The sequence below is a fragment of the Phyllobacterium sp. A18/5-2 genome (assembly GCF_025452215.1).
In the GTDB taxonomy this organism is placed as follows: domain Bacteria; phylum Pseudomonadota; class Alphaproteobacteria; order Rhizobiales; family Rhizobiaceae; genus Phyllobacterium; species Phyllobacterium sophorae.
The window spans coordinates 130,292-142,493 of sequence record NZ_CP104966.1; the positions used below are offsets into that span (position 1 = coordinate 130,292).

Below are 12,202 nucleotides of genomic sequence, written 5' to 3' on the forward strand. Positions count from 1 at the left end.
ATGCCGCAGGGCTGAGTTGTTTCGGCTCGAATTCAACTGGCGTTAGGCGTCTAAAAAGTTCGATAAGCGCGATAACTCCGCCGACGAGCGCAGCGGGTGTCGTCAGAATCGCAAGTCAACTTTGGTAAAGATCGCTTCGACAATCGCGGCACGAGCGGGCCTTCTGTCACTCTCGTTTTGACGCGTAAGCTTCGAGCATCCGATCGGCGTCAGATAGCTGCCGATAGAGTTCGTCTAGCATATCGTCAACGACATTCATCTTTTCACCCGCCACGGCGAAAATTTCCTGTGAAGCACCGCGGACTTTGAAGTCCGAGACCGTCACCAAGATCAAATCGCGCCCCATCGTAGCGACAACGGGCGTGATTAAGCGCATCTTTGATATCGATGACGTGCCTGCGAAATGGATCAAGCACCTTCGCCGAAATCAATCTTCATCCTGGGATCCACGCGCTTTGGCGATCAATAACAACCTAAGCGGCTTGGATGGCAGTTTCTGCTAGGCTATGCAATTGATGAAGAAACTCCCGTTGCCGCACGCCTGTATCGCCGCGGCGCTCGCTCAATCTACGTAAATTGTCAAATACCTCTCCGATCTGAGCAGCAGAGACCACGGGAAGCCTCCCTGGGGGTCCACTTTTAATCTTTTTGAGCTTGCTCACGCGCTGCCTCCATATAGAAATCAGCCAATGCCACAGCCTCCGAAACTTCAGTCAGTGGCGACAAGGTGATCTGATTTTGAAGACGGCTCCGAAATGCGGGAAGCGCCGCGGAGTATCTCCGCATTGCATCTGGCGTGACCGCAATCATCATGAAGAGGTGGTTCGGCAATGAATCAATGATTGCTCGCATTGCTGAAAGATACCTCACCACGGCAGTAGGACCAAGCACGCCATCTTGCTTTTCTAACTCGTCAAGCAACAAGAAAATTCCATTCAATATGCCAGCTTCGCTGCTCACGAGAACCAGATCTCGTAAGGCAGCAGTTTTTGATTCCACGGTATCTAGCCGAAATTGCACATCGAGAGCTTCTCTGTGAGCCTTTAAGAGGCGGAAGCCCAAAAGCCATTCCATGAAAGCCTTGAGCTTATCCTGATCACAACCTTTTTGCGCAATGCTCTGCAATGCCGATCGCATATCTTGGCTGCGAGCCGCATCGATCGGAGTTTGATCAATCTGGCCTGCTGCCGGTTTTTCGGACACGAGGTTAAGCTAATCCCACCTTGGTTTCAAAATCGTTCGGGCTGAGATAGCCCAGTGTTGAGTGGCGACGCCTTGGGTTGTAGAAGCGCTTCGATGTAATCGAATACGTCCGCCCTTGCATCATTTCTTGTCCGATAAACCTTTCGTGCCGTTCTCTCCGTTTTCAGTGATGAGAAGAAGCTTTCCATCGCTGCGTTATCCCAGACGTTCCCCGATCTGCTCATGGAGCAGGTGATGCCGTGATCGCCCATCAGGCGCTGGAACTGTTCGCTGGTGTATTGGCTGCCCTGATCGGAATGATGCAACAGCGCATCCGGCTTTCCTCTGCGCCATATCGCCATGATGAGGGCGTCGGTGACGAGCTGCGCCGTCATATTCGCATTCATCGACCAGCCGACGACACGGCGTGAGAACAGGTCGATGACGGCGGCAACATAAAGCCAGCCTTCGGCCGTCCAGATATAGGTGAAGTCGGCCACCCATTTCTGGTTCGGTCGGTCGGCTGCGAACTGGCGATCCAGGACGTTGGGCATGATGACAGATCGGTCGCCGGCATCTTTCGGCAGACCGCGCCGCCGTGGTCTCGCTCGGAGCGCGTTCTGACGCATCAGCCGCTCAATGCGATGAAGACCGCACGACAAGCCTTCAGCCAGCACATCATGCCAGACACGCCGGGCACCATAGGTTCTGTCGCTGTACTTGAAACTCTGCCCAATCTTGTCCAGCAGAACCTCATCGTAGCGGGCATGGTCGCTCGGCGAGCGATTGAGCCAGGCATGGAAGCCGGAACGAGAAACCCCCAGCGCTTCGCAGAGCCATGCCACCGGCCAGATCGAACGGTGCTTTGCAATAAACGCAAACTTCATATCGCGTCCCTTGCAAAGTAGGCTGCGGCCTTTTTTAGAATATCGCGCTCCGCCTTCAGCTTCGCGACCTCGCGCCGCAGCCGTTCGATCTCAAGCTGTTCGGGCTTCATCTGTCCATGCCCTGGAAAGGACTGGACCGGATCGGAGCCATGCTCCCTGATCCATTTGCGCAGTACATTCTCGTGGACATCGAGGTCGCGGGCAGCCTGTGCAACAGCGACACCCCGCTCCTTCACCAGCTTCACCGCTTCAAGCTTGTATTCGCGGCTGAACTTTCGTCTTTGCATTCATACTCTCCGGTTTCACGCAGAACACCTTAACTCAGTGTCTATGAAACCGGCAGCAGGCCACCTCGCCTTTTGGTGATCGCACCACAAAGGGCCAAGGCGGGTCAGCCATGATCATATCGAAGCTGTGGGGATTGATGTCACCGAACGGCCAATTGAACAGATGCATCAAATCCTCCCTATGAAGAATAGAGGAACAATGAGCCAAGCAGCCGCTACGAGTAGGAGTACGGCGCAAACGGCGACGTGCCAGAACCTGGTTGGCTTGTCCGGGCTATAGAATTTGCTCATTTTTCTGCGCCTTCTCGAATAGGTTGTTCGTCCCTAGGTAGCTTTCTTCGCCTCACGAACCTTCGCCAAAAGCTGCGAAGCCTCGCTCTCGAAATCTTCCATAAGAGCATCAGGGTTCACTTCCTTTTCGAGGTCCAATTCGTGTCGAAGGTGGGCGATCTGCCGCTCGCACATGTCAAGGTAGGCAGCTCGTATGCGGTGGAAGAGCGTGGCGTCGATTGTTTTGGCGCGCCTCGTTCTCAGGTGATTCAAAGTCCAGAACGGGAGACCATACCTTCGGTGCAAACGCTCCATGGCGTTGCTGGTATCGCCCCAGCCGCGACTTTCTCGTTCGATCATGCGGTTGACGTAACCGCTGGCTGTTTCGGCGCTACTCATGACTTTACGCTCCGAAGTTAATTCGTGTTCCTGGTGCTGAGTTTCTCTGCACGTCATGCTCGATTTCCTTGGCTAGGTTGATCGCATGACGAGCAACCCGAAGGAGGAACAGACGCACAAAGTGGGATTGCCCCCGGATGGGGCGAATGACATCAGCGCTAGCGATGGGCATCACAGCGTTGATGGATTTGAAGTTATTGGGGTTCTCGCGAGGCGCATCCTGTCCCGCGCATATCAAGCGAGAAAGAGGACGGAGGATGCCGACGAAGCGGCGTCCTCCGTCAGTTCCGCCACTACTTTGGGAGGATACAGGGGCATAGTGGCAATCCATACTATCGCAGATCCGAACGCTGCTGCAACGGTGATGAAGGGGGCACGCGCGCAGCTCAACAGCACTCCCATCGTGCGCAATGGATGCTACCTGGACGAACAGCCCAACGAAAATTTCTAGCCGAAAAGGCAGTTCAAGTGAGGCGCAGCTTGGGAGCGTCATGCGACCTCACTTTCAGCTGCCATCAGTTTTGAACAGGAGTAGCAATGCTTGAGCCCAGACCCGCTGCAGGCCTCTGGCTTCTGACAGTGAGGACGATAGTCGCGCATTGTCTTCGCCGGCTGGTCCTTAATCAGAAAAGCAGGTTGCCCGGAGCTCGTGGGGTTGGACGACGACGGTTCAACGCCATCGGCGTTCGCCAGTCGGACTTTGTCCTTCACTGCAGCGATTGCGCCGTCGTCCAATTTGTTTGCCGTTTCCAGCGAATTGGCAATTTCACCCGTTTCAGGGTCGATATATTCTGCCTCGTCCCCTTCGATCATGATGTCGACGGCAGTACCGAGAGTTTTGCGACCAGCTTCGGTTTGAACAGCGTTTGCGACAGTGGCAACGAGCTGCGCGGTAAGCGGAAATTCTTCAATGTTTTCTCGTGCACGCGCGGGCGCATGCGCCCGACCACCGGTTTCGTAGGCTGTCAGGTACAATTCGAAGATCGCTTCGCGCTCGCTGAGCGTGTCACGTCCAAGCTTCTCGACCTTGCGCAGATGGGAAACGACGTTGCCAAGTACGGTCTTGTCATAACCCCTGCCCTTTGCCTCGGCATAAACTTCTCGGATATCCTCGCCGAGCGTGTCCTGCTCTTCCTTGAGGCGAAGAATGCGATCGATAAACTGTTTGATTTCAGCCCCGGAACTCATGCTGCAAACTCCGTGACCGGACGAGGCACGGCACTGGGCCATTCAGCGCCATCGGGCCAATTGGCAGAGAACCACATGAGCGCGTCATTGAAGCGGGTAATGGTTATATCCGCGCCACATCGAAGTGCGGTTAGCTTCTTGGCATCCGCGAAGACGCGGTTGCTTATCGTCTTGTCTTCGATGCCTTCCGCTTTGCGATACGCAACGGCTACGTCGAGGAGGTGCTGAAGGTTTATCATGGCTCTATATGCGGTAATTATACCGCCTATGTCAACGGTTTTATTACCGCTATTCAAAATCGCCATGAGCGGTCATTTTACCGCTCATGCTTGATGAAGTTTTTGAAAGAGTAGAAAAAAGGCTCGCTGCCGTTGGGCTATCAGCTCAGGCGGCTTCAATTCGTGCTGGACTGAGTAAGGACGCCATCCGCAATATGCATCGAGCAGTCCAACAAAAAGGGCGAGCTGGCGTATCCACCAAAACGATCACTGCTCTAGCGCCCGTCCTCCAGACTTCTGTCGCGTGGCTGCTAGAGGGCGAAGGTGAAGAAAGCGGCACCTCAACAGGCAAGTATGTTGTGCCTGTTATGGGCTATCTTGGCGCAGGTGCAGAAGTTGAACCGGACTATGAGCAAGTGCCGCCCGAGGGCATCGACCACGTTGAGATACCGTTTCCGCTACCCGATGAAATGATTGCGTTCAAAGTGCGCGGAGACTCGATGCTACCTGTGTTCAAAGATGGCGCGGTGATCGTCGTGTATCGCGAACAAAAAAGCCTCTTGAGTCATTCTACGGTGAGGAAGCTGCAGTTCGGACGCGGGAAGGCCGCCGTTATATCAAGACTATCATGAGAGGCGCGACGGGCGTGAACCTTCTATCGTGGAACGCGGCGCCCATCGAGGATGTCATCCTTGAATGGGTTGGAGAGATCTTCGCTGTCTTGCCCCCAGCATCCCTTCGCAAAATGAACAAGCAGGGTGGACTCCAGGGGCAGTTGGGCCTGCGGGGCTGAATTAATCGCGTTGCTATCCGCGATACCACGGACAGTCGTACGTGACAGCGATGGCCGACACTCCCACGTCGGAGGTGAACGAGAAATGCTCCTTAAGCTGTTCGTGATTCTCGGTATATTGTTCGGAGCGATTTTGATATTTGTCGCTGGCCTCTTTGGCATGGCCATCTACAATCTCAGTGGAAGGCACATTCTTGGCGCCGAATTGATATACCTTATGGCTGTTGGCGTGGCTGCACATCTGTTCCAGAAATCGAGAGAAAAACGAACCGCTAGATTAAGAGCACAGAGCTTGAGAATTGAACAAGACGCAGAACGTCAAGCCATAAAAGATTCGCTAGCCTAGCGGTAAAATTACCTTTTCCTGTTGACGTGCGGTAATAATACCGCTAATTGTAATCCATCGAACAACGGATGGATGCAATGAACATCATCAATCACGAATTCCCAACGCCCGACCAAGTTGCAGCCGAAACCGGCTTCATCATCGAGAGCATTGGCGATGCGCTGCGCAATTACCCGGACACCAATTCCAAGCGCTTTGCCTGTCTCGCAGCTGCTGACGGCAAAGCTTCCTTCTGGGTGCGGACGCGTTACAGCAATACGGCCTCCGCTCTCTTCACAGATCACGCCAATCTGACTGGGGATCTCGAAACAGCAGTCGCTTTGGGGAAACTGCCGCGCGACTGCTGGACAGTCTACCAGCAGCTCGAAGCGCTGATCCCTCTCAACCGCCAAGCGGCGGAACAGATGGTCGAGCAGTACGCTTTGCTTGGGCACATGAGGGAAACGGAAGAGCTTCTTTCGCGTGAGACGCACATCATCTGCGGCGGCTTCAAGTCGAGGGCAAACTGATGAAGGCGTTTTTCTCAATCTCAATAGCGATCGCAGCCGCAGTGCTTCTATCAGGCTGCGGCACCTACAACAGTTGGGCGCCAAAGACCGGAACTTCGGTCGATGCCTACAACGAGCGATCCTGCGCCAGCGGTGACTACAACTGCGATTTCCGCGGCGGTAGCCATGACAGCAACGGCAACGCACACGGTTCCAAATGACCGCGCAACAAATCTATACGTCGCCAATGATCAGCTTTTCTCCGCAGCCTGCGGCTTATCCCCTCGACAACAACGGGGAACACCAATGGCTTCGTGAGTTTCGGCCAATGCTTCGAGCCACATCCCGATTGCTGGAGGTATCTGCTCTTTTCCAGCTGCCCAAGCTTCGATCAGGGACAGGTCGCATTCCAGCAACTGTGCAACCTGTTTCTGTGTCCAGTGCACGTGACCAAGGGCTTCTAGAAAACGGTGTGGCGTCATCACCGCAGCTTAACCCGAACTGCGGGGATTTCAAATGACCGGATACTCCCATCTCCTCGACTATCTCGGCGATATACGCGGTTCCGAACAACTTGATACGCCTCCAGGTGGAACGGCGGGCTGTGAACTGTCGGATATCTACCTCTGCGTGATCGCACAGAAAGCTAAGAACGAAGCCGATCCGCTCGCATACCTGCGCCGGATCGCCCTCACCCTTCACAACAAGATGAGTCCAGAGGCTTGGCAGAACGCTGCCTTCCTTCGCATCGCGAACTGGACAGAAGAGTTTCAAAGGAGAGCAGCGTGAGTGACGCAACCCATATTCTGCATAGGCAGGCGGAAGCAGCAAAGCGACTGTTAGCCGGTCTCAAGGAAAGCGGGAGTGCCGACGATCAGGAGATTGTCGAGACTGCCATCGAGGGCGAAACATCGTTGCTCGAAGCGATCGATGAAGCGCTGGCGCAGATCGATGAATGCGAGGTTCTGGTTACCGGATTGAAGGCGAAGGAAGAAGCCTTTGCCGATCGCCGCAAAGTCATCGACCAACGCGCTGAACGTCTCCGGGCATCGATTGAACAGGCTTTGATCGTAACCGAGCAGGAGAAGGTCACGCTCCCGACGGCAACCATCTATCTCGCCAAGCGAAAGCCCAACATCGTCATCGACAACGAAGCGGACATTCCTGCCACCTATTGGACCATCCCCAAGGTTGAACCGAAGCTCGACAAGAAGGCGCTGAAAGAAGCGCTTGAGGCCAAAGAAGAGGTTCCAGGCGCTCACCTCGACAACGGTTCCGTATCCATTTCCATCAGGAGAAAATAATGAACGCGATTGCCCCCTATACGCATTCGACCAAACAGATCGCGCTTATCCAAAGCACCGTTGCAAAGGACTGCAACACCGCGGAGTTTAACCTGTTCATTGAGGTTGCACGAGCAAAGGGTCTTGACCCGTTCCTCGGTCAGATCATTCCGATGATCTTCTCCAAGGACAACGCCAAGAAGCGGAAGATGACCATCATCATCAGCCGCGACGGTCAACGTGTCATTGCGCAGCGCTGCGGTGATTATCGTCCCGCAAGCAAGACACCGACATATGAGACTGACGCCAGTCTCAAGGGATCAGCGAACCCGCACGGTATTGTCTCGGCAACGGTTTATCTGTGGAAGCAGGATCCAAAAACTGCTGAATGGTTCGAAGTGGCCGGACAGGCTTATTGGGATGAGTTCGCACCGCTCTCCTTTGCTGTCAGCCAGTACATCAAGGTAGATACTGGCGAGACTTGGCCGGACGGCAATCCCAAGTTTGAAAAGACATTGAAACCAGACGCCGTCGCTTCACTCGATGATTCCGGCAATTGGGCGCGCATGCCCCGCCTCATGATTGCCAAGTGCGCCGAAATGCAGGCCTTGCGCGCCGGATGGCCGGAACAGTTCACTGGTCTTTATGACGAGGCTGAACTTGACCGCGCAAAGATGCTTGACCTGACAGCGTCGGAAATAGTCGAGCATGAGCGCGAAGAGAACCGGATGAAGCTTATCGCCGGTAATGACGCCATTACCGTTACCTGGGGCGACGGTTGGGCGCTCGAAAACGTGCCGGTCGGCAAGTTTTTCGATCGCGCCGAACAGTTCATCGGCGACAGCGACCCGCTTACTGTTGCCAAATGGGCTGACACCAATCGGGACCCGCTGCGGACCTTTTGGGCGAAATCGCCGACGGATGCTCTTGAGCTCAAGAAACTCATCGAAGCCACTGCAAAGCGTAAAGCCCCTCCTTCAAACATCATGGATCAGCCTACTGCTGTTCGAAACATGATGGCCGGTTAGCAACCCAGATACGGGCGCGCGAATGCGCCCAGAAAGGGACAGGACAATGCAGACCCTACCAATTCTTTTCCAATATGAAGGCGACGGCGTCTTTCAGCCAGCTGGCTCGTTTCATGCACGCTCGGCCGATAAGCAATACGTCGTGGGCGAGTTGTATAAGCTGATCGAACATCACGACCGTTCTGACAATACGCACCGCCACTATTTCGCTTCCGTCAAGAATGGCTTCGATAACCTGCATGATTCCATGCTTGGCGAATATCCGACTGCAGAGCACCTGCGGAAGAAAGCGCTCATCCGCACCGGATACCGCGACGAGCGGTCGATCGTTTGCGCATCAAAAGCCGAAGCCGAGCGCGTAGCTGCCTTCATTCGTCCTATGGATGATTATTGCGTGGTCGTCCCGCTCAACTGCGTTGTCCACGTCCTGACGGCCAAAAGCCAGTCCATGAAGGCCATGGGCGCAACAGAGTTCCAGAAGAGCAAAGAGGCGGTTCTCAATTTCATCGATGATCTTCTTGGTGTCGAGCGTGGCGCGACTGCGCGAAGCGAGGCCGCATGACCTCCGCACTGTATGCCCCAAGTCATATCCGCCGGTCCAAAACGCGCCTTGCCGAGTTCATCGAAAAGCAAGAGGCCATACAAGAACGGCTCCGGCTCGATGCGATGTGCGAACCTGCTTTGGCACGGTATCTCGAGAGCGTTCTTTCCGCTCAACAGTGGGAGGCAAACTGATGGCGATGGCAATCCGCAGGCTTCCCACTGCCTTTTCGATCACCAAGCCGGCCGTAGTGAAGAAACCACGGCAGAAGCTCATGGCACACCTCGATTTCATCCGGTCATTACCGTGCGTGATTACTGGCGCGCGTGACGTAGAGGCTGCCCACATCCGTTATGGAAATATGCGATGGGGAAAACGCTCAACAGGCATGGGGGAAAAGCCTGACGATCAATGGGTAGTTCCCCTTTCCACAAAAATGCACCGGGAACAGCACGACTTCGGCGACGAGGAACTATGGTGGCGCAGAAAGGGTATTGATCCCGTTTTGGTGGCAATGGCGCTGTGGCGCGCGACCGGTGACGAGCAGGCCGGCGAAAGCATCATTCGCGAGGCCAGGATCTTATGACGGGCACTCACATGGTTGCTTTCGTCTTCGCCCTGTTCGTTGTCGGTTTGGTGTGGGTATTTTCGCCGTGGTCGCTTTGGCTGGCATTCTTTGTTTTCATGTTCGTCAGCTTCTATCGTTGGCTGACCGTAACGCGCTACGATCCCTATGGGAGATGGTGAAGTGACAATCCTGCCATACATCTATCGTTGGAACCGGATGGATCGCAAAGGTCAGCCCTGCGAGGTCACAGCGCGCGGAACGATGAATAGCTGCTCCGTTCGGTTTGCGGACGGCTTCTCCATGGTCACCAGCCGCAACGCTATCAAGAAAAATCGCGGCGATACGCCTACATCGCCAAAGCCCGACCGCTTCGAGGTGTAGTCATGAACACGGCTTTCCTTCTAATGGCGCAGTACAACGGCTCTGCCATCATTCCAGTCGAAAAGGTCTGCAAAGACTACTTCTCCCATCTCACACCAGAAAAATTCGTCCGCAAAGTCAGTCTAGGCGAAATCACCATTCCACTCGTCCGAATGGAGCACAGCCAGAAGTGTGCCAAAGGCATCCATCTGCAAGACTTGGCCAACTATTTGGATGAGCGGCGCGCAGCGGCGGTCAAAGAAATCAGGCAGCTGACAAGCTAGATTCAGGATTCACTAATCAGAGCCCCAAGGCAAATGCCGCTGGCCCCTATTGGCCCAAACCGGATATCAGTGATCAAAGGTTTAAACAGCTGCTTTGCGACCCCCATTTCGGTCGTTTCAGCCGCCTCGGCGACTCCGAACAGTCGCCGGTCCGCTTAGGTTACTGCAAATTCCATGACTGGTGGATTCCGGCCCGTCCGCTTTTGGTCAAAGATGGCAGAAATCTGCCGTCGGTGGCGGAACGCAACGCAACATGACCATGAACAGACGTATCGAAACCCCCAGCCCGCCACCATCAGTATTACGTCAGGCTCGCTCAGTCCTTCTTGAACTCGAATAACTCGATGACGTTGCCCGATGGATCTTCAAGCAAGATGGCGCGGCCGGCCCCGCCGTCGCTGATTTCGCCGCGGAATCTTGCATCAGCCCGACGCAACCGCTCAATGAGGACATCGATCTCGTTCGTAACGATCATGAATCGGTTCCACCCGCCCGGCTTCGGATCGCCGCCCCGCCTGGCCACCGCTGCCCGCACCTGGGGCGCTGAGATACAGCGTCAAGTCGTCGCGCAGCCCGGATTGTGCTTGTCGATCTTGAAATCGAGATGGTCTCGATAGAACGCGACCGCCTCATTGACGTCCCCAACGATGTATCGGACAGATGCCATTCAACCTTCACCTCTGTCTTGGAGCTACAACGGTCAACGCGCGTAAAGGTTTCCTCTCGGTGGAACTGAGTGCAGAGGCGGCTGTCTGAGTCAGCCGAAGTAGTCGGATTGAGGATTTTGGATTTTGGTCGTATTTCGGCGGGTATTTATGACACCCTCTACGACCGAAATGAGGTCGTTTGCTGAACGAAAGCTATTCGCTCAATGCGTCCTGTAGCAGACAGTCTGCCGTCGGTCCCGTGGCCGCCAGCCGCTCACAGCGGGAATCATTTCCGATTAAGCGGCCGCCGATAAGCGGTCTCGCCGGCCCGTTCCATCTTCGTTTCGCGGCTGGGCCGCGAACGACGCCCCTGGGCCACAACTGTGTGATCGAATGAAGCTCAACGCGCCCGCCGCAGCATCGGGACGAGCGTCGGCGACGAACCGACCTGGATCGCGCCGAGCGGTTCGAAGCCATAACGTCGATAGAACGGAATGTTGCGCGGGTTTGAGGATTCCAAATAGGCTGGCGCGTGATCGAGATCGCACCGTGCGAGTGCGTACGCCATCAAGGCGTCCCCGTGACCTTCGCCTTGATGCGCCGGGTCTACGCCGATCAGGGGCAGGTACCAGTGTGGTTCGGTCGGGTGGAAGGTGGCCATTTGCTCGAATATGGCCGTTGTTTCGGGGGCAAGAGAACGCGCAACTGTGCTCTCGAGCACCGCACCAAGCGCTTCCTCGTCGGAATGCGCGCCGGGCGATAGCCAGAGCGCCGTTCCGGCGTAGCCGTCGGTACAAAAGGCAGTTCCGTTAGAGAACGCGCTGCTCCCGAACGCCCGGATCATTCGCGGCATCGCCGCAACGTACTGGTGTGCATGCGGCCAGGTCCATCGCGCCATTGGGTCCGCTGCAAACGCCAGCATTACCGTTTCGACCGCCAGATCTTCCTCGGCCGCGGCCATAACTCTCACGGTTTGCGATTTCACATTGCCCTCCTGAGTAGGTGGTCCGACGCGGCGACCGCGCCCGTTCTCAGCTATGCATCATAACCCGGATGACGGAGTGAGCGATACCGGTTGCTGCTGGCTCACGGGTGATGCAATTGAAGTCGCCCGCTTGGGAGTGAACGCCTAGATGCTGTAACAATTACAGATCAGAACAAATTCCCGGTGCTGACGCGTGAACGGCTGCGTCGATCGCCGCTTCTGGCGCGAACGAGACGCCAGCCGTGGTCGCCTGTCGGCCCAAACCGGATATCAGTGATCAAAGGATTACGGCTGCTTTGCGCCCCCATATTGGACGCCAATAGTGTGTTGACGATGCGCCAAAAGCCGCCATTGGCCCTCAATCTGCTCCCTGCTAGCTGGCATTGCCTAGAGTAGCGCACTCCGAAGGAGTCCTCAGCGCGCTCGCACAATGCTAAACTGCCTTGGA

20 protein-coding genes and 2 pseudogenes are annotated in these 12,202 nt (G+C 55.4%); 14 read left to right on the forward strand and 8 right to left on the reverse strand.

Features of this window, described 5'->3' with window-relative positions:
* Positions 1 to 166: 166 nt before the first annotated feature.
* From N8E89_RS00685 to N8E89_RS00700, 4 genes and pseudogenes are all read right to left on the reverse strand, one after another.
* Positions 167 to 376, reverse strand: a complete 210-nt coding sequence (locus tag N8E89_RS00685; protein WP_262260844.1) for a hypothetical protein — start codon at positions 374 to 376, stop codon at positions 167 to 169.
* Positions 377 to 639: 263 nt separating this feature from the next.
* The gene (locus N8E89_RS00690) at positions 640 to 1,203 is read right to left on the reverse strand and encodes a hypothetical protein (RefSeq protein WP_262260846.1); all 564 of its coding nucleotides are present in this window, start codon (positions 1,201 to 1,203) and stop codon (positions 640 to 642) included.
* 4 nt (positions 1,204 to 1,207) lie between these two features.
* Positions 1,208 to 2,356: pseudogene (locus tag N8E89_RS00695) on the reverse strand (IS3 family transposase).
* Between the two features lie 324 nt (positions 2,357 to 2,680).
* The gene (locus N8E89_RS00700) at positions 2,681 to 3,025 is read right to left on the reverse strand and encodes a hypothetical protein (protein WP_262260847.1); all 345 of its coding nucleotides are present in this window, start codon (positions 3,023 to 3,025) and stop codon (positions 2,681 to 2,683) included.
* Positions 3,026 to 3,344: 319 nt separating this feature from the next.
* Between N8E89_RS00700 and N8E89_RS00705 the strand changes: the two genes are divergently transcribed.
* The gene (locus tag N8E89_RS00705) at positions 3,345 to 3,476 is read left to right on the forward strand and encodes a hypothetical protein (RefSeq protein WP_262260849.1); all 132 of its coding nucleotides are present in this window, start codon (positions 3,345 to 3,347) and stop codon (positions 3,474 to 3,476) included.
* 38 nt (positions 3,477 to 3,514) lie between these two features.
* Here N8E89_RS00705 and N8E89_RS00710 read toward each other — a convergent pair whose 3' ends face one another.
* Complete coding sequence (locus tag N8E89_RS00710) at positions 3,515 to 4,213, reverse strand: DUF2312 domain-containing protein (protein ID WP_262260850.1); 699 nt, start codon at positions 4,211 to 4,213, stop codon at positions 3,515 to 3,517.
* Positions 4,210 to 4,452, reverse strand: a complete 243-nt coding sequence (locus tag N8E89_RS00715; RefSeq protein ID WP_262260851.1) for a hypothetical protein — start codon at positions 4,450 to 4,452, stop codon at positions 4,210 to 4,212. The genes N8E89_RS00710 and N8E89_RS00715 overlap by 4 nt, the downstream gene beginning before the upstream one ends.
* Positions 4,453 to 4,538: 86 nt before the next feature.
* Between N8E89_RS00715 and N8E89_RS00720 the strand changes: the two genes are divergently transcribed.
* The 13 genes from N8E89_RS00720 (at position 4,539) to N8E89_RS00780 (ending at position 10,122) form a co-directional block, all read left to right on the forward strand.
* Entirely contained in the window at positions 4,539 to 5,063 is a 525-nt protein-coding gene (locus N8E89_RS00720) for an XRE family transcriptional regulator (protein ID WP_315975662.1), read from the forward strand.
* Between the two features lie 246 nt (positions 5,064 to 5,309).
* The gene (locus N8E89_RS00725) at positions 5,310 to 5,570 is read left to right on the forward strand and encodes a hypothetical protein (protein WP_262260852.1); all 261 of its coding nucleotides are present in this window, start codon (positions 5,310 to 5,312) and stop codon (positions 5,568 to 5,570) included.
* A 77-nt stretch (positions 5,571 to 5,647) separates the two neighbouring features.
* Positions 5,648 to 6,079, forward strand: coding sequence for a hypothetical protein (locus N8E89_RS00730; RefSeq protein WP_262260853.1), 432 nt, complete (start codon positions 5,648 to 5,650; stop codon positions 6,077 to 6,079).
* Complete coding sequence (locus tag N8E89_RS00735; protein ID WP_262260855.1) at positions 6,079 to 6,279, forward strand: lipoprotein; 201 nt, start codon at positions 6,079 to 6,081, stop codon at positions 6,277 to 6,279. The genes N8E89_RS00730 and N8E89_RS00735 overlap by 1 nt, the downstream gene beginning before the upstream one ends.
* A gap of 295 nt (positions 6,280 to 6,574) precedes the next feature.
* Positions 6,575 to 6,847, forward strand: coding sequence for a hypothetical protein (locus N8E89_RS00740; RefSeq protein ID WP_262260856.1), 273 nt, complete (start codon positions 6,575 to 6,577; stop codon positions 6,845 to 6,847).
* Complete coding sequence (locus N8E89_RS00745) at positions 6,844 to 7,362, forward strand: siphovirus Gp157 family protein (protein WP_262260857.1); 519 nt, start codon at positions 6,844 to 6,846, stop codon at positions 7,360 to 7,362. The genes N8E89_RS00740 and N8E89_RS00745 overlap by 4 nt, the downstream gene beginning before the upstream one ends.
* Positions 7,362 to 8,369, forward strand: a complete 1,008-nt coding sequence (gene bet, locus N8E89_RS00750) for a phage recombination protein Bet (RefSeq protein ID WP_262260858.1) — start codon at positions 7,362 to 7,364, stop codon at positions 8,367 to 8,369. The genes N8E89_RS00745 and bet overlap by 1 nt, the downstream gene beginning before the upstream one ends.
* Positions 8,370 to 8,415: 46 nt before the next feature.
* Complete coding sequence (locus tag N8E89_RS00755; RefSeq protein ID WP_262260859.1) at positions 8,416 to 8,931, forward strand: hypothetical protein; 516 nt, start codon at positions 8,416 to 8,418, stop codon at positions 8,929 to 8,931.
* Positions 8,928 to 9,104: a hypothetical protein gene (locus tag N8E89_RS00760; protein ID WP_262260860.1), complete on the forward strand. Its 177-nt coding sequence runs from the start codon at positions 8,928 to 8,930 to the stop codon at positions 9,102 to 9,104. The genes N8E89_RS00755 and N8E89_RS00760 overlap by 4 nt, the downstream gene beginning before the upstream one ends.
* Positions 9,104 to 9,496, forward strand: a complete 393-nt coding sequence (locus N8E89_RS00765) for a DUF968 domain-containing protein (RefSeq protein WP_262260861.1) — start codon at positions 9,104 to 9,106, stop codon at positions 9,494 to 9,496. Before N8E89_RS00760 ends, N8E89_RS00765 begins: the two co-directional genes overlap by 1 nt.
* Positions 9,493 to 9,657 (forward strand): hypothetical protein, encoded by a 165-nt coding sequence (locus N8E89_RS00770; protein WP_262260862.1) that lies wholly within the window; start codon positions 9,493 to 9,495, stop codon positions 9,655 to 9,657. Before N8E89_RS00765 ends, N8E89_RS00770 begins: the two co-directional genes overlap by 4 nt.
* Before the next feature lies 1 nt (position 9,658).
* Entirely contained in the window at positions 9,659 to 9,859 is a 201-nt protein-coding gene (locus N8E89_RS00775; protein WP_262260864.1) for a hypothetical protein, read from the forward strand.
* Between the two features lie 2 nt (positions 9,860 to 9,861).
* Positions 9,862 to 10,122: a pyocin activator PrtN family protein gene (locus N8E89_RS00780; protein ID WP_113173398.1), complete on the forward strand. Its 261-nt coding sequence runs from the start codon at positions 9,862 to 9,864 to the stop codon at positions 10,120 to 10,122.
* A 316-nt stretch (positions 10,123 to 10,438) separates the two neighbouring features.
* On the opposite strand, the pseudogene N8E89_RS29225 reads toward N8E89_RS00780, so the two are convergent.
* Both N8E89_RS29225 and N8E89_RS00795 read right to left on the reverse strand, forming a co-directional pair.
* A pseudogene (locus N8E89_RS29225) lies at positions 10,439 to 10,789 on the reverse strand (VOC family protein).
* A 380-nt stretch (positions 10,790 to 11,169) separates the two neighbouring features.
* Entirely contained in the window at positions 11,170 to 11,754 is a 585-nt protein-coding gene (locus N8E89_RS00795; RefSeq protein WP_262260867.1) for a GNAT family N-acetyltransferase, read from the reverse strand.
* Positions 11,755 to 12,202 lie beyond the last annotated feature (448 nt).

Bases quoted from the DNA above. Each gene is read 5' to 3' on its own strand.
- N8E89_RS00685 (WP_262260844.1), bottom strand. From the start codon at position 376: ATGCGCTTAATCACGCCCGTTGTCGCTACGATGGGGCGCGATTTGATC.
- N8E89_RS00700 (WP_262260847.1), bottom strand. From the start codon at position 3,025: ATGAGTAGCGCCGAAACAGCCAGCGGTTACGTCAACCGCATGATCGAA.
- N8E89_RS00710 (WP_262260850.1), bottom strand. From the start codon at position 4,213: ATGAGTTCCGGGGCTGAAATCAAACAGTTTATCGATCGCATTCTTCGC.
- N8E89_RS00715 (WP_262260851.1), bottom strand. From the start codon at position 4,452: ATGATAAACCTTCAGCACCTCCTCGACGTAGCCGTTGCGTATCGCAAA.
- N8E89_RS00720 (WP_315975662.1), top strand. From the start codon at position 4,539: ATGCTTGATGAAGTTTTTGAAAGAGTAGAAAAAAGGCTCGCTGCCGTT.
- N8E89_RS00725 (WP_262260852.1), top strand. From the start codon at position 5,310: ATGCTCCTTAAGCTGTTCGTGATTCTCGGTATATTGTTCGGAGCGATT.
- N8E89_RS00730 (WP_262260853.1), top strand. From the start codon at position 5,648: ATGAACATCATCAATCACGAATTCCCAACGCCCGACCAAGTTGCAGCC.
- N8E89_RS00735 (WP_262260855.1), top strand. From the start codon at position 6,079: ATGAAGGCGTTTTTCTCAATCTCAATAGCGATCGCAGCCGCAGTGCTT.
- N8E89_RS00740 (WP_262260856.1), top strand. From the start codon at position 6,575: ATGACCGGATACTCCCATCTCCTCGACTATCTCGGCGATATACGCGGT.
- bet (WP_262260858.1), top strand. From the start codon at position 7,362: ATGAACGCGATTGCCCCCTATACGCATTCGACCAAACAGATCGCGCTT.
- N8E89_RS00755 (WP_262260859.1), top strand. From the start codon at position 8,416: ATGCAGACCCTACCAATTCTTTTCCAATATGAAGGCGACGGCGTCTTT.
- N8E89_RS00760 (WP_262260860.1), top strand. From the start codon at position 8,928: ATGACCTCCGCACTGTATGCCCCAAGTCATATCCGCCGGTCCAAAACG.
- N8E89_RS00765 (WP_262260861.1), top strand. From the start codon at position 9,104: ATGGCGATGGCAATCCGCAGGCTTCCCACTGCCTTTTCGATCACCAAG.
- N8E89_RS00770 (WP_262260862.1), top strand. From the start codon at position 9,493: ATGACGGGCACTCACATGGTTGCTTTCGTCTTCGCCCTGTTCGTTGTC.
- N8E89_RS00780 (WP_113173398.1), top strand. From the start codon at position 9,862: ATGAACACGGCTTTCCTTCTAATGGCGCAGTACAACGGCTCTGCCATC.